The sequence below is a fragment of the Nonomuraea sp. NPDC004702 genome, from assembly GCF_053601695.1.
This window is the reverse complement of the sequence record NZ_JBSGCE010000006.1, coordinates 244,352-261,870: the sequence shown is the minus strand read 5'-3', so window position 1 is coordinate 261,870 and position 17,519 is coordinate 244,352. Positions and strand designations below refer to the sequence as shown.

General features: G+C 74.9%; 13 protein-coding genes. 8 read left to right on the top strand and 5 right to left on the bottom strand.

Going from position 1 to position 17,519, the window contains the following annotated elements; all coding sequences use genetic code 11:
• Positions 1-2: 2 nt before the first annotated feature.
• Genes ACWEJ6_RS11275 through ACWEJ6_RS11260 form a run of 4 tightly spaced genes read right to left on the bottom strand, consistent with a single transcriptional unit; the run spans position 3 to position 6,206 of the window.
• Positions 3-2,402 carry a DUF5682 family protein gene (locus ACWEJ6_RS11275; protein WP_452423059.1) on the bottom strand — a complete coding sequence of 800 codons (2,400 nt, stop codon included), beginning with the start codon at positions 2,400-2,402 and terminating at the stop codon, positions 3-5.
• On the bottom strand, positions 2,399-3,463 hold the full coding sequence (locus tag ACWEJ6_RS11270; RefSeq protein ID WP_352323438.1) for an ATP-binding protein: 1,065 nt from the start codon (positions 3,461-3,463) through the stop codon (positions 2,399-2,401). Before ACWEJ6_RS11270 ends, ACWEJ6_RS11275 begins: the two co-directional genes overlap by 4 nt.
• On the bottom strand, positions 3,460-4,797 hold the full coding sequence (locus ACWEJ6_RS11265) for a DUF5691 domain-containing protein (RefSeq protein ID WP_387664292.1): 1,338 nt from the start codon (positions 4,795-4,797) through the stop codon (positions 3,460-3,462). Before ACWEJ6_RS11265 ends, ACWEJ6_RS11270 begins: the two co-directional genes overlap by 4 nt.
• A complete protein-coding gene (locus ACWEJ6_RS11260; protein WP_452423056.1) occupies positions 4,794-6,206 on the bottom strand; it encodes an SWIM zinc finger family protein in 1,413 nt (470 codons plus the stop codon). The genes ACWEJ6_RS11265 and ACWEJ6_RS11260 overlap by 4 nt, the downstream gene beginning before the upstream one ends.
• Between ACWEJ6_RS11260 and ACWEJ6_RS11255 the strand changes: the two genes are divergently transcribed.
• The 7 genes from ACWEJ6_RS11255 to ACWEJ6_RS11225 all read left to right on the top strand — a co-directional run bounded on the left by ACWEJ6_RS11255 (position 6,207) and on the right by ACWEJ6_RS11225 (position 14,776).
• Positions 6,207-6,758: a cupin domain-containing protein gene (locus ACWEJ6_RS11255; protein WP_358285045.1), complete on the top strand. Its 552-nt coding sequence runs from the start codon at positions 6,207-6,209 to the stop codon at positions 6,756-6,758. It abuts the gene before it with no gap.
• A 27-nt stretch (positions 6,759-6,785) separates the two neighbouring features.
• On the top strand, positions 6,786-10,028 hold the full coding sequence (locus tag ACWEJ6_RS11250) for an NACHT domain-containing protein (RefSeq protein WP_452423054.1): 3,243 nt from the start codon (positions 6,786-6,788) through the stop codon (positions 10,026-10,028).
• A gap of 234 nt (positions 10,029-10,262) precedes the next feature.
• A complete protein-coding gene (locus tag ACWEJ6_RS11245) occupies positions 10,263-11,189 on the top strand; it encodes a hypothetical protein (RefSeq protein WP_452423052.1) in 927 nt (308 codons plus the stop codon).
• Positions 11,190-11,267: 78 nt separating this feature from the next.
• Positions 11,268-11,867 carry an Rv1733c family protein gene (locus tag ACWEJ6_RS11240; RefSeq protein ID WP_364328144.1) on the top strand — a complete coding sequence of 200 codons (600 nt, stop codon included), beginning with the start codon at positions 11,268-11,270 and terminating at the stop codon, positions 11,865-11,867.
• A gap of 59 nt (positions 11,868-11,926) precedes the next feature.
• Positions 11,927-12,190, top strand: a complete 264-nt coding sequence (locus ACWEJ6_RS11235; protein WP_452423049.1) for a DUF1876 domain-containing protein — start codon at positions 11,927-11,929, stop codon at positions 12,188-12,190.
• A gap of 82 nt (positions 12,191-12,272) precedes the next feature.
• Positions 12,273-13,163 carry an aminoglycoside phosphotransferase family protein gene (locus tag ACWEJ6_RS11230; RefSeq protein WP_452423047.1) on the top strand — a complete coding sequence of 297 codons (891 nt, stop codon included), beginning with the start codon at positions 12,273-12,275 and terminating at the stop codon, positions 13,161-13,163.
• A 101-nt stretch (positions 13,164-13,264) separates the two neighbouring features.
• Positions 13,265-14,776: an aldehyde dehydrogenase family protein gene (locus ACWEJ6_RS11225; protein WP_452423045.1), complete on the top strand. Its 1,512-nt coding sequence runs from the start codon at positions 13,265-13,267 to the stop codon at positions 14,774-14,776.
• 52 nt (positions 14,777-14,828) lie between these two features.
• Here ACWEJ6_RS11225 and glnII read toward each other — a convergent pair whose 3' ends face one another.
• Complete coding sequence (gene glnII / locus ACWEJ6_RS11220) at positions 14,829-15,848, bottom strand: glutamine synthetase (protein WP_352357156.1); 1,020 nt, start codon at positions 15,846-15,848, stop codon at positions 14,829-14,831.
• Positions 15,849-16,054: 206 nt separating this feature from the next.
• Here glnII and ACWEJ6_RS11215 point away from each other — a divergent pair, with 206 nt between their 5' ends.
• Positions 16,055-17,509, top strand: a complete 1,455-nt coding sequence (locus ACWEJ6_RS11215) for an LLM class flavin-dependent oxidoreductase (RefSeq protein WP_452423043.1) — start codon at positions 16,055-16,057, stop codon at positions 17,507-17,509.
• Positions 17,510-17,519 lie beyond the last annotated feature (10 nt).

The window sequence follows — 17,519 nt, the reverse complement described above, 5'->3', positions numbered from 1 at the left end:
GCTCATCCACGGTCTCTCCCGATGATCGCCAGCACGGTCGCCACGGCTCCCGCCGCGCGCCGCTCGTCGATGTCCGGCTCGTTCCCGTCACCGGTGCCGCCGGTGCCGCCTGCGCGGCCCGCCGCGCTCACCCGCTCGCCGACGGCCCGCCGCTCCGGCACGGCGAAGCCGCCGAACGTGCGGCGCAGCAGCGGCAGCACGTCGGTGAACTGGTCGGCGGGCAGCGCGGTCAGCCAGGCGTCGATCAGGCCCAGCAGGCGCGGGTCGTGCACCAGGAGCAGGCCGCCGCCGGACAGGAACCCCTCGACCCAGGCCGCCGCCCTGACCGGGGTCTGCCCCCGGGACATGGCCCTGGACATGCGGTCGCCCGCGTCGGCGAGCTCGCCGCAGTCGAGCAGGACGCGGGTGAGCCGGCCCTCGATGAGCCCGTGCAGGTCCTGCCGGTCGGCGATGCCCCGCAAGGTGCCCAGCCACCGGGCCCGCGGCGAACCGCCCGCCCCGCCCTCGCCGTCCGCGTCCGCCGCGCCACCGCCGCCGTCCGCGTCCGCCGCGCCACCGCCGCCGTCCACCTCCGCCGCGGGACCCTCGCCGTCCGCGTCCGCCGCGTCGCCGCCGCCGTCCGCCCCGGCGGCGTCGGCCCCGGCCCCGTCGGCCCCGTCGGCCGCCATGGGCGGCGGCGGGGCGGTGGGGGGTTCGGTGAGCAGGGCGACGGCGGCGTGCACGGCGTCGACGTGTTTGAGCAGCTCGGCCGCCGCGTCGTCGTCGAGCGCGGTGACCGCGACCGGCAGCCCGACGCAGATCCGGTCGAGCATCGAGCGCACGATCACCGCCAGCCCCTCGGCCGAGGTGCCGCGCACGTCGCCGTACCGGTGGGCGCGGACCATCGCGGGCAGCGCCGCCATCAGCTGGGTGACGTCGGTGTCCAGCGCCGCCTTGGCCGACAGCGCGGCCAGCACGCCGGGCAGCGCCTGCGGCAGGTCGGCCAGCAGGCACTGCTCCACCAGCGCGGTCAGGTCGGCGAGCGCCGCCGACGCGGCCCCGGCCAGGTCGTGGGCGCGCCGCGCGGCCGCGGCGGCGACGGTGGTGCCGAGGGCGGCGTGCTCGATGAGCGCGAGGTCGTGCTCGGGCCGCCACTGCAACGTCCAGGACTCGCGGAACGTGCCCTTGCCGCGCGCCTGCCCCGGCGTGCCCCAGCCCACCTCCAGCAGCCGCAGCCGGTGCAGCAGGTGGCTGCGCTCCAGGTCGAGCGGCTTGCGCAGGTCGAGGTCGAGCTCCCGGTCGAGGGCCTCGGGCCGCAGCTTCAGCCGCCGCCGCTGCTCGCGCAGGTCGCGCTGGAGCGGGACCATCGGGGTGCCGTCGGTGACGTGGCCGAGCCGGTCGCCGACCACCATCCGCCGCTGGATCAGCTCGACGGCCAGGTCGTCGCCCTCGCACAGCACCGCCCTGGCCGCCTCGGTCACCTCGCCCAGCCCGGCCAGCGGCCTGCCGCGCAGCCCGGCCAGGGTGTCGGCCAGCCGGACGGACTCGATGACGTGCGCGGAGGAGACCGGCAGCCCCTCCTCGCGCAGCACGGCGGCGGCCTCGGTGAGCCAGCGCTCGACCGGCCGGTCGGGGGCGGTGAACAGGTGGTGGTACCAGCCCGGCGAGGTGATGCCCGCGCCGTAGCCGCTCCAGGAGGCCAGCCGCCCGTACGTCCAGGGCACCCACGTCAGCTCGGCCTTCACCTTCGGCAGGCCGCGCAGCAGCGCGTTGTCGGCGGCGGCCGGGGGCAGCGGCCCGGCGAGCGCGGGCACGTGCCAGGCGCCGCAGACCACCGCGATCGTGCCGAACCCCTCCTTGATCGCGGCCCGCAGCGCCTTGCGCATGTACGCCTCGCGCCTGGCCTCCCGGCCGGCCGGCACGTGGCCCTCGCGCACGGCGGCCATGGCCTCGGCGATCACCTCGAAGGGGGTGTCGCCGCGGTGCTCGACGACGTCCTCCCACCAGCGTTCCGGGTCGTCGTGCCCGGCCGCGGCGGCCAGCGCGCCGATCGGGTCGGCCCGCAGCCCGTCGCCGGTCTCGTCGTGCTCCTCGTCGTGTTCATCGTCGTCGGCCAGGGAGTGGGCGGCGGGCAGGTCGCAGAAGCGCACCGGGACGCCGGCCGCGACGCCGTACAGGATCGCCTGCCATTCGGGCGAGAACTGCGCGAACGGCCAGAACGCGGGCCTGGCCGGCGCGCCGGGCACGTGCGCGAGCAGCGCGACCGGCGGCTCCAGGTCGGGGGCGAGCGCCACGATCGCGTCGGCCTCCGGCGGCCCCTCGACGAGGATCGCGTCGGGGCGCAGGCGTTCGAGCTCGCGCCGCAGCGCGCGGGCCGAGCCGGGGCCGTGGTGGCGCACGCCCAGCACGGAGACGGCGCTCATGACACCTCGCGGCAGGCGCGGTAGAAGTCGCGCCAGTCGGGACGCTCGCGCACCACGGTCTCCAGGTACTCGCGCCACACCACCCGGTCGGAGACCGGCTCCTGCACCACCGCGCCGACGATTCCGGCCGCGACGTCGGAGGGCCGCAGCACGCCGTCGCCGAAGTGGGCGGCCAGCGCGATGCCGCTGGTGAGCACCGAGATCGCCTCGGCGGTGGACAGGGTGCCGCTCGGCGACTTGACCTTGGTGCGGCCGTCCTCGGTGACGCCGGCGCGCAGCTCGCGGAAGACGGTCACCACGCGCCTGATCTCGGCCAGGCCGGTGGAGGTCTCCGGCAGCTCCAGCGAGCGGCCGAGCTGGGTGACGCGGCGGGCGACGATGTGCACCTCCTCCTCGGCGCTGGCGGGCACGGGCAGCACGACGGTGTTGAACCGGCGGCGCAGGGCGCTGGACAGCTCGTTGACGCCCCGGTCGCGGTCGTTGGCGGTGGCGATGACGTTGAAGCCGCGCTCGGCCTGGACCTCGCGGTTGAGCTCGGGGATCGGCAGCGTCTTCTCCGACAGGACGGTGATCAGCGCGTCCTGGACGTCGGAGGGCATGCGGGTCAGCTCCTCGACGCGGGCGACCCGCCCCTCGGCCATGGCCCGCATGACCGGCGAGGGGGTCAGCGCCTCGAACGAGGGGCCCTCGGCCAGCAGCCTGGCGTAGTTCCAGCCGTACCGGACGGCCTCCTCGGCGGTGCCCGCGGTGCCCTGGACGAGCAGCGTCGAGTCGCCGCTGACGGCGGCGGCCAGATGCTCCGACAACCACGTCTTGGCCGTCCCGGGCACGCCGAGCAGCAGCAGCGCGCGGTCGGTCGCGAGCGTGGCCACGGCGACCTCGACGATGCGGCGGGCGCCGACGTATTTGGGGGTGACTCGGTCGTCGTCGCCCAGGATGTAGCGGGTCACCGCCCACGGCGACAACTTCCAGCCGGGGGGCCGGGGGCGGTCGTCGTCCTTGGCCAGGTAGGCCAGTTCCTCGGCGTACTGGTCTTCGGCGTGGGGACGCAGGACGGTCATGCGAGCTCCTTGTACATGTCGGCACGGAAACGCAGGAGGGCGGCGACCTGCTGGATCGGCGCCACCGGCGAGTAGCTCTCGGCCAGCGGGAACAGCGCGGGGTCGATGTGCTCGCCCGCCAGCTTGACCAGCTCGCCGAGGTTCCACGGCTGGACGGCCGCCACCTTGACGATCTTGTGCAGGACGGCCGTGGCCAGGCCCTCCCGCCAATGGGACGAGACGCCGCCGAGCACCATGATCAACTGGCTGTCGAGGTCGTGCTTCTGGACGAAGCCCGCGGCGAGCTCCTGCTGCTCGGCGGGCGGGAGCGCTTCGAGCAGGTCGGCGATCGGGTCCCAGCCGAACATCGCGCGCGCCCACTCGGGGTCCTTCTGCAGCACCGCGGCCCGGACCCAGGCGGCCTTCACCTCGGCGTCCCAGTCGGGGATGCGCATCTTCAGCAGCGCGGACGGCGGCCGGCCCCAGAAGCCCAGCGGGGCGCGGGCCAGGATCTGCTGCAGCCACCAGGCCCGCTCGCCGATGCCGCGCGGCGGCTTGGGACGCACGCCGTCGCGCTCCATCGCCCGGTCGCACTCCAGGGGCGCCTCGACGGCGATGGCGGAGCCGGAGATCGACACGCAGGCGCGGGCCCGCTCGGCCATGCGCCTGGACAGGCGGGAGCCGGGCAGCCGGGTCAGCAGGTTGGCGGCGGCCTGGCGGACCTCCCGGCGGCGGTCGTCGAGCGCGGCCTCCAGGAACGGCTCGTCGCCCATGGCGAGCCCGTCGGCCAGCAGCTCGACGAACTCGGCCCGGTCGTCGGGCGTCTCCCGCTCCCAGGTGCTCTCCAGCAGCTCCCTGGCCGCGGCGGGGTCGGCGGCGCGCAGGGCGCGCAGGTGGGCGCGGCGGTCGGCGGGGCCGCCGAGCTCCCAGGTCTCGCCGGTGGGCTCCTCCAGCAGGTAGCCCCACGCCGGGTTGAGGCCGGCCAGCCAGCGGCCGCGCCGCCCGGCCAGGACGCCCAGGTGGGCGCGGATCGAGCGGTCGCGCCGGCCCCGTTCGAGCAGGTCGGGCAGCACGTCGCAGGGCACCCTGCGGCCGGTCGCGGCGGCCGCGGCCAGCCATTCGGGCAGCAGGCGGTCGTAGTCGCCGCCCATGATCCGGACCAGCCGCTCGGCCGCGCGCCTGCCCACGGCGGGCAGCTCCTCGTCGGGGGCGGGTGGCGGCGGCGCGGCCTCGACCGGGCCGCGGCCCGCGCGCCGCCGGGCCGTCTCGACGGCGGCGTCCGCCAGCAGGTCTCCCCGGTACGGCCTGCGGTCGGTGCCCACCAGGGCCGTCGAGGCCAGGTCGTCCCAGGTCACAGGAGCACCGCCGTTCCGTCGTCGTCGTAGGTGGTGAGCGGGCGCAGGCCCTGCGGGGTCCATTCGGCGGCCAGTGTGACGGGACGGCCGCCGGAGACGGCGATCAGCCGCCAGGGGTCGCGGGCCCGGGGATGCAGCGGCAGCCCGCCGACCGCCGCGCGGCCGGGGACGACGCCGGCCAGCACGAGCGGCCACGACTCGGTCCAGGGATCGTCGGCCAGCACCCGCGCCACCTCCTCCAGTGCCTCGCCGGCCGGCACCCCGGCCGGCGGAGCGCCCTCGCCGGGAAGGGGGTCGGTGTCGTGGCGGGCGGCGACGAGGGCGCGCAGGGGCGCGGCGCCGGGGTAGAAGGCGAGGTCGGCGTCGATCGTGGTGCCCGTGACCAGCGAGGCGTCGAGGGCCTGGCCGGGCGGGGCGAAGGAGAGGATCAGCGCCGCCCGGCCGGTGGCGCGGCCCTTGAGCCAGACGCGGCGGGCGGTCAGCCGGTCGTGCTCGTCGTCGCGGCGGCCGAGCACGTGCCAGTGGTCGCGCACCGCCGGCCCGGCCAGCACCTCTTCCCGGGTGACCGGGAAACCGGTGCGGATGCGGACGGTCTCGGCCAGGGCGGCGGGCAGCTCGGCGCGGCGGCGGTGGGCGACGGCGAGCAGGTTGATCAGCGCGTACTCCTCCAGGAGCCGGCCGGGCCAGTCGTCCTCCGCGCGCACCTGGGTCAGCCGGGACACCAGGCCGGCGACGCCGGGGGCCTGGGCGTCGATGAGGCGCTTGGCCAGGCCGTCCCAGTCGTGCTCGGCGGAGGACGCGAGGCCCTGGCGGATCTGGTCGGCCAGCCACCGCTCCAGCTCCGCCAGCCCGGCCCCCACCCGCGCCTGCCGCACCGACTCCGCCTTCCCCACGCCCGCCGCCCCAGCCCCAGCCCCAGTGGTGGGCGCGGCGGCATCGTCGCGGGAGGTCTCGGCGCGGGCCGCGGACCTGGCGGCGCGCTCGGCGCGGCCGTCGAGCCACTCGGTGACCCACTGCGGCGCGGCCTCCTCGGCGGGCACGCCGTCGGCCGACCACAGCAGCAGCAGGCCCAGCGCGTGTTTGCAGGGGAACTTGCGGCTGGGGCAGCTGCACCGGTAGGCGGGCTCGGTCAGGTCGACGCACGCCAGGTAGGGCTTGGACCCGCTGCCCGCGCACTCGCCGTAGAGGACGCTGCCCGTCGTGCCGCGCGAGGACCACTTGCCCGCCGCGGCCACCCCCTGAGCCGCCTTCCTGGACGACGCGTCGGGGGCGAGGGCGAGCACCTGATCAAGGCTCCACCGTTCGATCACCTGCCGCAGACTAGCCAGGCCGACCGACAGTTCGCGCGGCGGGCGGCCCGTCCGCCGGACGCGGTCCCGGCGCGCCCCGGCCCTCGTAAGATCGGCCATGTGGAGCTGAGGATCTATCCCGACGGCGCGCCCACCGAGGTCGCCGACGAGGCCGCCGCCCTGGCGCTGGCCGCCGCGCTCGACGGCCAGGCCGTCCTCGACGGCACCCGTTTCCTGCGGCGCGACGTCACCGGCGCGCCCGTCGCCTTCGCCGAGCGGCCGCCCGTGGCCGCCGCGCTCGACCTGCTCCCCCATCCGGAGGGCGGCTGGTACCGCGAGACCTGGCGCTCGCCCGTCACGGTCCGGCCCGACGGCTATCCGGGGCCGCGCGCGAGCGCCACAGGCATCTACTTCCTGCTCCAGCCGGGCGAGGAGTCCGTCCCGCACGTCGTCAGGTCCGACGAGGTGTGGTTGTGGCACCGGGGCGGCCCGCTGAGCCTGACCGTGGGGGACCGCGACGTCGTCCTGGGCCCGCTGGTCGAGCGGGGGCAGGTGCCGCAGGCGGTCGTGCCCGGCGGCGTGTGGCAGTCCGCGCGCCCGGCGGGTGACGAGGCGGTGCTGGTGAGCTGCGTCGTGTCGCCGGGGTTCGACTTCGCCGATTTCACCGCGTGATCGTAAAGATCGTCTTATATAGAAGGCATGCCGGGCATCGAGGCGGCCCTGACCGCCGCTGGGAAGAGCGTCGCGGAGCGCGCCATGCGCGAATGGCTGGCCGTGCGGGCCGCGCGCAAAGACCGGACGAGTGAGCTGAAGGACCTGGTCCAGAGCGGCTTTCGCGACCGGCTGGCGCCTCGCAAGATCGACAACCAGCTCCAGGGCATCGCGCTGGCCGTCGAGGGGCGGCTGTCGCGCCTCATCGAGCAGGAGTTCCGCGGGCTGGACGAGTCCGCGCGGGCCGCCGTCCTGCTGGAGACGGTGGCCGCGCTGCGCGCAGCCGACCTGTCGGACGAGGCGCTGTTCGAGTCCGACGCCGACCCCGCCAAGCTCGCCGAGCGCATCCTGGCCGCCCTCCCGGAACCGCGCCTCGGGGAGGCCGAGGACCGCCTGTACGCCGTGCTGCTCGCCGAGTCCGTCGACTGCCTGGTCGGCCTGATGCGGCAGCTCCCCCAGTACGTGCCGCGCGCCGCCACCGAGACGCTGGGCAGGCTGAGCGGCCTGGCCGAGGGCGTGGAACGGCTGCTCGCCAGGCTGCCGCAGCGCACGCTGGAGGCCCCCGAGGGCACCCAGGACGACGCCGCGTTCGAACGCCTCTACCTCGGCTTCGCCAGCCGCACCCTCGACGAGGTCGAGCTGTTCGGCGTCCGGGTGGAGTCCTACCGCCCGCGCACGTCGCTGAGCATGGCCTACATCAGCCTCAACGTCTCCTCCGGCGAGCGCGGGCGGCGCGCGCCGGAGCGGCTGTCGATCGCCGCGCTCACCGGCGGGCATCCCGCCGAGCGCGGCGCCGAGCGCATCGAGTCGGCGCTCGGCCGCGCCCGGCTCACGCTGCTGCGCGGCGACGCGGGTTCGGGCAAGAGCACGTTGCTGCGCTGGCTCGCGGTGACCGCCGCGCGCGGCGGCTTCTCGGGCGATCTGGCCGCCTGGAACGGCTGCGTGCCGCTGATGATCAAGCTGAGGAGCCATTCGTCGGGACGGCTGCCCGCGCCCGCCGCCTTCCTCGACGACGTCGCGCGGGAGGTCGCCGGGCGCATGCCGCGCGGCTGGGTGGAGCGCGTGCTGGACTCCGGCCGCGGCCTGCTGCTGGTCGACGGGGTGGACGAGCTGCTCGTCCGGCACCGGCCGGCCGTGCGGGAGTGGTTGTCGCGGCTGCTGGCGGCCTATCCGGGCCTGCGCGTCGTGGTGACCTCGCGCCCGACCGCCGCCGACGCCCGCTGGCTGGCCGACGAGGGGTTCGCGGCGTCCACGCTGGAGCCGATGACGCCCGACGACCAGCGGGAGCTGATCCGCCAGTGGCACGTCGCGATGCGCGACTGCCCGAGCCTGCCGTGCGAGCCCGGCGAGCTGGAGGGCTACGAGGTCGCCCTGCTGGCCCGCATGGAGTCCAATCCGCACCTGGGCGTGGTCGCCTCGACCCCGCTGCTGGCCGCCATGTTGTGCGCGCTCAACCTCGACCGCCGCACCCAGCTGCCGCGCAGCCGGATGGGCTTCTACGACGCCGTGCTCAGCCTGCTGCTGGAACGCCGCGACGCCGAGCGGCGGATCGACGACGACGTGTCCCTCGACCCCGACCAGAAGGTGTGGATCCTGCGCGACCTGGCCTGGCGGCTGGTGTCGATGGGCCGTTCCGAGCTGTCGAAGTCGACCGCGCTGCGCCGGGTCGAGCAGAAGCTCGCCTCGATGACCCGCGTCTCGCACACCGCCTCCGACGTGCTGGAACACCTGCTGCGCAGGAGCGGCGTGCTGCGTGAGCCGGTGCCCGGCCGGATCGACTTCGCGCACCGGACCGTGCAGGAGTACCTGGCCGCCGGGCAGCTCGTGGAGGACGAGGACGTCGAGGCCGCGGTCGAGCGGGCCCACCTGGACCAGTGGCGCGAGGTCGTGGTGATGGCCGCCGGGCACGCGAACGGTCGGCTGCGCGGTGAGCTGCTGCGCGGCCTGCTGGACCGGGCCGACCAGGGCGGCAAGCACGCCCGCCGGCTGCGGCTGCTGGTGGCCGCGTGCCTGGAGACCGTCCAGGAGATCCCGGCGGGGCTGCGCGACCGGGTGGAGGCGTGCCTGGCGGAGGTGATCCCGCCGCGTACGGAGGAGGAGGCGACCCTGCTGGCGGCGGCGGGCGAGGAGATCCTGCGCCGCCTGCCCCGCGACCTGACGGCCCTGCCGGAGCGGCGCGCGGCGTGGACGGTCCGCACGACGTTCCTGATCAACGGCCCGGAGGCCCTGGACCGCCTGGCCGGCTACGCCGCCGACCCGCGCTGGCAGGTACGGGAGCAGCTCCGCCAGGGCTGGGAGTACTTCGACGCCGACGTCTACGCCCGTCGCGTCCTGGCCGACATGGAGGACGTCACCTTCTCCAGCGCCCGCCATCTGCGCAGCGCCTGCCTGCTGAAGGCGGCGGACGTGCGCGTCACCGTGCCCACTCCCCTCGCCGACCTGCGGTTCCTCCGCGACCTGCCGCAGACGGAGTCGCTGAGCCTGCAGGACGCTCAGGTCCAGTCCCTGGACGGGGTGGAGTCGCTGCCCCGGCTGACCCATCTCGGCCTGTACTTCTACAACGAGCCGCGGGCCGTGGACGTGGCCTGCCTGGACAAGTCGCGGCATCTGCGCACCCTGCGGCTGTGGGGCGTCCGGCTCGACGATCCGGCCTTCCTCGACCGGCTGCCCCGCCTGAACGATCTCCTCATCGACCTGCTCGACGACGATCGGGACTCCTGGCACGCGCCGCTCTCCCGGCAGGACGAGCTGGAGTCGCTGCACGTCAGGCGCGAGGGCCTGCCGCTGCCCGGCTCGGTGCTGTCCGGGATGCGGGCGCTGCAGCGGTTGTGGCTGGACGGCGTCGCGGAGGCCGGCGCCTGCCTCGACGCCGCCGCCCGGACCTGCCAGGCCGTCACGGAGGTGTCCCTCGACGGGGTCGGCGGGCTCGACCTCGCGCCGCTCGCCGGGTTCTCCCTGACCCGCCTGCGCCTGCGCCACTGCCCGACCCTGACGGATCTCACCCCGCTGCGCGGGCAGACGCGGCTCTCCTCCCTGACCCTGGCCCTGTGTCCCGGCGTGACCGACCTGTCGCCGCTCGCCGCGCTTCCTCGGCTCCGCAGCCTGAGCCTGTTCCTCTCGCGTCCCGACCTCGACGTGAGCCCGCTGGCCGGGATGCCTGGGCTCACCGTCCATCTGGGGCACACGCAGCGGGTCGTCAACGGGGACGGCGTGCGGATCAGGAGGGTGTGACCTCCCTGCAGGGGTGGGCGGCGCCTTTAACTACCCGGAATTTCGTGCTAAACGTGGCAATATCCCGTTCGGAGTTCCCACCAACCGGCCTTGTCCGGCCTGGCGCCCTGCCCTGATCACGTCCAGGCCGTCGTCACAGAACTTGCACGGCGTGTACACGTTCACCCCCCCGGGACGCCCGGCGTCCGCCCGTGCGCGGGCGCCGCCTCCCGCTGGACGAGAAGGGGAACCACCATGCCCCTGCCCCTCGCCGCGACCCCCGCCGTCGACTCCGCCCCCGCCCGCCGCCGCGGACTCGTGCTGCTGCTCAGCGCCCTGGCGGGATTCCTGCTGACCGTGGTGTGGTCGGCCGAGTTCGTGGACCAGACGATCGGCTCGACGGTCGCCGACACGATGCTCGGCCGCGACGCCGACGCCACCCCCATCGCCGGGACGCTCTCCGGCATCGTGTTCGCCTTCGCCTCCGGCCTGGCGGGCTCGTTCACCGCCTGCAACATCGCCGCGCTCGGCGCGGTCGCGCCCCTGGTCGGGGCCAGGCCGTCGGTCGGCGAACGGATCCGCGGGACGCTGCGCCCGCTCGGCTGGCTGGCGGCCGGCGCGCTGGCCGTGTCCGGCGCGTACGGCGTCGTGGTGGGGATCGTGGGCACCGCCATGCCGCAGTTCGCCACGGCCAGGCCCGCGCCGGGCGCCCTGTCCCCCGGCCTGATCCAGGCGATGGTCACGTTCGGGCTGATCGGGCTGGCCTTCCTCTACCTGGGCCTGGCCGCGCTCGGCTACCTGCCCGACCCGCTGGCCCGCCACCCGAGGGCCCGCATGGCCGTCATGGGCGCGCTGATCGGCGGCTTCCTGATCGGCCGCCCGTTCCCGCTGTTCCGCCAGCTCTTCAGGGACGCCGCCGAGAGCCACAACCCCCTGTACGGCGCGCTGGCGTTCATGCTGCAGTCGGCCGGCAACATCGTCGTCATGTCGGTCCTGTTCGTGCTGCTCGCCCTGGCCACCGGGGGCCGCGCGCACCGCTGGCTGACCGCCACCCCGACCCGCCTGGCCCTCGTCACCGGCGCGGCACTCGTCGTGGCCGGGGTCTTCACCCTTCTGTACTGGGACGTCCGGATCCTGGCTCGCCGCGACCTCATCTGGTACCCGACGGCGCCCTGGAGCTGACCTGCGCGGCGGCGGCCCGCGGGCGGGCTACCGGCCGTTTCTGCGGGAAGGAGGAAAGGTGACCGTGGGAGGTGCGCGATGAGGGCCGTCATGAACGCCGCGATGTTGCGGATCCGCAGGCACCGGCCGGACCGCAACCCGTTGCGCCGCCGCTCCGACCGGCTGGAGAGCGCCGGGCTGGCGGTGGCGGTGCTCCTCGTCCTGCTGAGCGTCTGGCCGGCCGTGCTGGCCGGCCGGGTCACCTACGAGGGCGGCCTGCGCGAGGCGCGCGTGGGCCCCGGCTTCCGGCAACAGGTGACCGCGACGACGCTGCGGGAGCCGCGGCCCGTGCGGCCGTCGTTCGGCGAGGCGGCGACCACCATGGTCCCGGCGAGCTGGACCACCCCGGCGGGGGTGGCCAGGACCGGGCAGGTGCAGGTGCCGGCCGGCACGCGGGTGGGCCAGACCGTCCCGCTGTGGATCGACGGCGAGGGCGACCCCACGACGCCGCCGCCGAGCCGCACCGACGTGGTCCTGCGTGGCGTGGGCATGGCGGCGTTCGTCCAGGTGCTGGCCTTCCTGCTGGTGCTGGGGGCCGTCGCGGCGCTGCGCCGGCTGCTGGACCGGCGCAGGTACGCCGACTGGGACGCGGCCTGGATCCGCGCCAACGACCGGTGGCGCCGCCCGCGCCGCCCGTAGCCGGGCCGTGCGGTTTACCGCCGTGTGTCCGGGCAGCCGTACGCGGGAGGAGGCGAGCCATGGAAGCCAAGGAGTGGACGGTCCGGATCAGCCTCGCCGAGGACGGCGACGACACCTCGGCGCGGGCGGTCCTGACCGTCCCGGACGGCACGCGGGTCGAAGGGGCGGGCCACGCCCGCCGCAACCCCGCCGACCCGTCCATGCCCGAGGTCGGGGACGAGCTGGCCGTCGCGCGGGCGCTGGCCGACCTGGCCGGCCGGCTGTCCAGCGACGCCCGGCACGAGCTCGGCGACGGCGGCCCGGTGCCGACCAGGTCGTGGTGAGGGCCGCGATATCGACTTGACGCGCCCGCCCCCGGTCCGCTGACATGGCCCCCGCGGATCGTACGGACCGGAGGGGACGCGCATGGGCGGCAAAATGCACGCGGACGAGGCCGACATCGACGAGGCCCTCGTCCGGCGGCTGCTGGCCGCGCAGTTCCCGCGGTGGGCCGGGCTCCCGCTGCGCCGTTTCCCCTCCTCCGGCACCGTCAACGCGGTCTTCCGGCTCGGCGACGACCTGGCCGTCCGCCTGCCGCGCGTCAGGCAGGGCGTCGGCGACGTCGCCAGGGAGGGGCGGTGGTTGCCGCTGCTGGCCCCCGCGCTGCCCGTCCCGATCCCCGCGGTGCTCGGCCAGGGCCAGCCGGGTGAGGGGTTCCCCTGGCCGTGGTCGGTGTGCCGGTGGCTGGACGGCGACAACCCGGAGGCCGGGGCGCTCTCCGGGGACGCGGAGGCGCTGGCCGCCGATCTGGCGGCGTTCGTCGCCGCGCTGCGCGAGGTCGAGCCCGCCGGAGCGCCCGACGCCTACCGGGGCGGCCCGCTGTCCCGCCTCGACGAGGCCACCCGGGCCGCGATCGGCGAGCTCGACGGCATGATCGACACCGCCGCCGCCACGGCCGCCTGGAAGGACGCGCTGAGCGCGCCCGCATGGCAGGGCGGGCCCGTCTGGGTGCACGCCGACCTGATGCCGGGCAACCTGCTGGTCCGCGACGGCCGGCTGAGCGGGGTCATCGACTGGGGCACGGCCGGCGCCGGCGACCCGGCCTGCGACCTGATCCCGGCCTGGAACCTGCTGCCGCCCGCCGCCCGCGAGGTCTTCCGGGCCGCGCTCGGCGCCGACGACGCCACCTGGGCGCGCGGCCGTGGCCGGGCCCTGTCCATGGCGCTCATCCAGCTCCCCTACTACAAGGACACCAACCCGGCCATGGCGGCCAACGCCCGGCACGTGATCCGCGAGGTGCTCGGCAGCCCGCGCTGAACCGCACGCTGACGGGATTCTTGGGTTTTTTCCGGCGAGATGATTGTCTGTCCGGAGGAACTACGAGGAGGCCACCGGTGAGCCGTCAGATCGTGTCAATCGTGGGTGGGAAGGACACCACCGGCGAGAGCGTGTACGAGTCGACCAATCCCGCCCGCCCCGGCGAGGTCGTGGCCCGGGTCGGCCTGGCCGACGCCGCCGCGTTCGCCGCCGCCTGCCGCACCGCCAAGGAGGCCCAGCGCGAGTGGGCCAAGGTGCCGCCGCCGGTGCGCGGCCGGGTGATCGCCTCCATCGGGCGGCTGGTCGAGGCCAACGCCGAGAGCCTGGCCCGCCTGGTCACCCGGGAGATCGGCAAGCCGTACGCCGAGGCGCTGGGCGAGGTGCGGGAGATCGTCGACACCTGTGACTTCTTCCTGGGCGAGGGCCGCCGGCTCTACGGGCAGACCGTTCCGTCGGAGATGCCGGACAAGAACCTGTTCACCTTCCGCAACCCGGTCGGGGTCGCCGCGGTGATCACGGCGGGCAACTTCCCCGTGGCCGTGCCGTCCTGGTATCTCGTGCCCGCGCTGCTGTGCGGCAACGCCGTGGTGTGGAAGCCCGCCGAGTACGCCGCCGCCTCCGCCGAGGCCATGTACCGGCTGTTCGCCGCCTCGGGGCTGCCCGACGGGGTGCTCAACGTGGTCTTCGCCGACGGCGCGCAGACCTTCGCGGGGCTGGAGCTGGCCCTGGAGGAGGGCAGCGTGCACAAGGTCGGCTTCACCGGGTCGAGCGAGGTCGGCAGGAAGGTCGGCGAGCTGGCCGGGCGCCACCTGCAGTCGGCATGCCTGGAGCTCGGCGGCAAGAACCCGATGGTGATCATGCCGGACGCCGACCTCGACCTGGCCGTCGAGGGCGCGCTGTTCTCCGGCTTCGGCACCGCCGGCCAGCGCTGCACCAGCCTGGGCACGGTCATCGTGCACGAGAGCGTGCACGACGAGTTCGTCGAGCGGTTCGCGCGGGCGGCCGCGGCGGCCAGGATCGGCGACCCCGAGCAGGACGTGCTGGCCGGCCCGCTGCTCGACCAGAAGTTCGCCGACCGGTACGAGGAGTACCTGACCTGGATCCAGCCCCACCACGAGGTCGTCTCGGGCAGCACGGGCAGGATCACCGAGGACAACCCGCGCGGCGACTTCGACGGCGACGGCGGCCTCTACTACCACCCGGTCATCGTCGACGGCGTGCGGCCCGACGACCGGCTGTTCCTGGAGGAGACGTTCGGCCCGATCGTCGGCGTGACCACCTTTTCCACCCTGGACGAGGCCGTCGAGCTGGCCAACCGCCCCGGTTACGGCCTGTCGAGCTCGATCTACACGACCAACCCCAAGCACGCCTTCCGCTTCCGCGAGGGCATCTCGGCCGGCATGGTCAGCGTCAACAACTCCACCTCCGGCGCCGAGGCCCACCTGCCCTTCGGCGGCAACGGCAAGTCGGGCAACGGCAGCCGCCAGTCGGGCATGTGGGTGCTCGACCAGTTCACCCGCTGGCAGGCGATGAACTGGGACTTCTCGGGCCGGCTGCAGAAGGCCCAGATGGACGTGGCGGAGATCGTCCCGGACCTGGAGTTCCGGATCTGAGACGCAGGAAGCCGCCCCCGGCCGGGGGCGGCTTCTCAGGTGTGCGGACGGATCAGACCTGGCCGGCCTTCTCCAGGGCCTCGCAGCAGGTGTTCACCAGCAGGCGGGTGACCACGTACGGGTCGACGTTGGCGTTCGGGCGGCGGTCCTCGATGTAGCCCTTCTTGTCCACCTCGACCTGCCACGGGATGCGCACGGACGCGCCGCGGTTGGACACGCCGTAGGTGTACTTGTTCCACGGGGCGGTCTCGTGGTGGCCGGTCAGGCGCAGCTCGATGTCGGCGCCGTACTGGGAGACGTGCTCCATGGGCTTGTCGCCCTCGCCGAGCGCCTCGCACGCGGTGATGATGGCGTCGTAGCTCTCGCGCATCGCCTTGGTGGAGAAGTTGGTGTGCGCGCCGGCGCCGTTCCAGTCGCCGCGGGCGGGCTTGGCGTCGAGGGTGGCCTCGACGCCGAACTCCTCGGCCGTCCGGTAGAGCAGGTAACGGGCGACCCACATGTGGTCGGAGACCTCAAGGGGGCCGGCCGGGCCGATCTGGAACTCCCACTGGCCGGGCATGACCTCGGCGTTGATGCCGGAGACGGCCAGGCCGGCCGCCAGGCAGCGGTCGAGGTGCAGCTCGACGATGTCGCGGCCGAACACGGCCTCGGCGCCCACGCCGCAGTAGTAGTGGCCCTGCGGGGCGGGGAAGCCGCCCTCGGGGAAGCCGAGCGGGCGGCTGCCCTTGAAGAAGGTGTACTCCTGCTCGATGCCGAACCAGGACTCCTGGTCGGCGTACCGCTCGGCGATCGGGCGCAGCAGGGCGCGGGTGTTGCTGGAGTGGGGCGTCCCGTCGATCTCCTCGACCTCGCACAGCACGAGCACGTTGTCGCCGCCGCGGATCGGGTCGGGGCAGGTGAACACCGGGCGGAGCACGCGGTCGGAGGCGTGGCCCTGGGCCTGGTTGGTGCTGGAGCCGTCGAAGCCCCAGACCGGAGGCTCGGCACCGTCGGCCAGGATCTTCGTCTTCGAGCGCAGCAGAGCGGTGGGCTCGGTGCCGTCGATCCAGATGTACTCAGCCTTGTAGCTCACGGTGATCCTTTCGGGATTTCTCTCAGCCACGCCGAGTCTTATGGATGGCCATTTCCCGGTTTTTGCCCGAATGTGAACGCCGTGTTAATCGTGCCGCCACCCATCCCGCTATTAGGGGGTAAATCCAATAAAGGCGGTTAGCTGGGGCAGGTCGGCCGTCCGGGGGACGGCGGCCGCACGACGATCGAGGCCGGGGGATGATGATCATGGAGGATGTCTGGTTCGGCGCGCTGCTCGCGCCCGAGGCGGCGGACGGCGACCGGGTCCTGCGGCACGCCGAGCTCGCCGACCGGCTCGGCCTGGACCTGGTCGGCGTCCAGGACCACCCCTACCAGGCGGGATTCCTCGACTCCTGGACCCTGCTGGCCACCATCGCGCAGCGCACCGAGCGCGTCCGGCTGGTGCCCGACGTGGCGAACCTGCCGCTGCGACCGCCCGCCGTGCTGGCCAGGGCCGCCGCCTCGCTGGACATCCTCAGCGGCGGCCGGGTGGAGCTGGGGCTCGGCGCGGGCGCGCTGTGGGACGCCATCGCCGCCATGGGCGGCCCCCGGCTCTCCCCCGGCGAGTCGATCGAGGCGCTGGCCGAGGCGATCACCGTCATCCGGGCGCTGTGGACGCCGGGCGACCCGGTGACCTTCTCCGGCGGCCACCACCGGCTGGCGGGCGCGCGGCCCGGCCCGTTCCCGCCGCACCCGATCGGGATCTGGATCGGCGCGACCGGGCGGCGGATGCTGGAGCTGACCGGCCGCACGGGCGACGGCTGGCTGACCTCGTCCTTCCACAGCCCACCTGAGGCGGTGACCGCGCAGGCCAGGATCCTCGACGCGGCCGCCGCGGATGCCGGGCGCGACCCGGCGGCGATCCGCAAGGTCTACAACCTCGGCGGCAGCCTGTCGCCGCTGCCCGGCGCGGGCTTCCTCGACGGGCCCGCCGCCCTGTGGGCCGAGCAGCTCACGGAGCTGGTGTTCGAGGCGGGCATGAGCGGGTTCGTGCTGGCCCCGGGGGTGGAGGCCGAGCGTGATCTGCGGGTGTTCGCCGAGGAGGTGGCGCCCGCCGTACGGGCGGCCGTGGCCAGGGAGCGCGGCCGGCCCGCGCCCGAGCCGGTCCGCCGGCCGGTGACGATCCCCGACCTGGACGAGCCCGGCCGGCCCAGAACGGCCGGCGGCGACCCGGCCGCCCTGACCGCCGACCAGGCCCGGCTTGGCCGCCGTCTGGTGGACGTGCACGACGGCTACCGCGCCCAGCTCCGCCAGGTCAGGGACGCGGTCGAGCAGGTCGCCGCCGAGACCGCGGCCCCGCGCCAGGACGGCGACCGGCTCGCGCTGCGCCAGAACCACTGGACGCTCGGCGTGTTCTGCGCGACCTTCCGCCGCCTGCTGACCGTGCACCACGACGTCGAGCACGGCAGCACCTTCCCCGCCCTCACCGAGCGCGACCCCGCCCTGGAGCCGGTGGTCAAGAAGCTGGAGCAGGAGCACGAGGTCATCGCCGAGCTGCTGGACCGCCTGGACCGGGCGTGCGCGGAGATGATCGCCGACCCGGCCAGGATCGACCGGGTCCGGGCCGGCGTCGAACGGCTCTCGCAGGCCCTGGCCTCGCACTTCGCCTACGAGGAGGCGGAACTGGCCGAGCCCGTCGGCCGCCTGGAGATCCGCCTCTAGCCCGAGGAGC

Excerpts from the sequence above, each read along its gene's own strand:
- ACWEJ6_RS11275 (WP_452423059.1), bottom strand. The coding sequence starts at position 2,402 with ATGAGCGCCGTCTCCGTGCTGGGCGTGCGCCACCACGGCCCCGGCTCG.
- ACWEJ6_RS11270 (WP_352323438.1), bottom strand. The coding sequence starts at position 3,463 with ATGACCGTCCTGCGTCCCCACGCCGAAGACCAGTACGCCGAGGAACTG.
- ACWEJ6_RS11260 (WP_452423056.1), bottom strand. The coding sequence starts at position 6,206 with ATGGCCGATCTTACGAGGGCCGGGGCGCGCCGGGACCGCGTCCGGCGG.
- ACWEJ6_RS11250 (WP_452423054.1), top strand. The coding sequence starts at position 6,786 with ATGCCGGGCATCGAGGCGGCCCTGACCGCCGCTGGGAAGAGCGTCGCG.
- ACWEJ6_RS11245 (WP_452423052.1), top strand. The coding sequence starts at position 10,263 with ATGCCCCTGCCCCTCGCCGCGACCCCCGCCGTCGACTCCGCCCCCGCC.
- ACWEJ6_RS11240 (WP_364328144.1), top strand. The coding sequence starts at position 11,268 with ATGAGGGCCGTCATGAACGCCGCGATGTTGCGGATCCGCAGGCACCGG.
- ACWEJ6_RS11235 (WP_452423049.1), top strand. The coding sequence starts at position 11,927 with ATGGAAGCCAAGGAGTGGACGGTCCGGATCAGCCTCGCCGAGGACGGC.
- ACWEJ6_RS11230 (WP_452423047.1), top strand. The coding sequence starts at position 12,273 with ATGGGCGGCAAAATGCACGCGGACGAGGCCGACATCGACGAGGCCCTC.
- ACWEJ6_RS11215 (WP_452423043.1), top strand. The coding sequence starts at position 16,055 with ATGGAGGATGTCTGGTTCGGCGCGCTGCTCGCGCCCGAGGCGGCGGAC.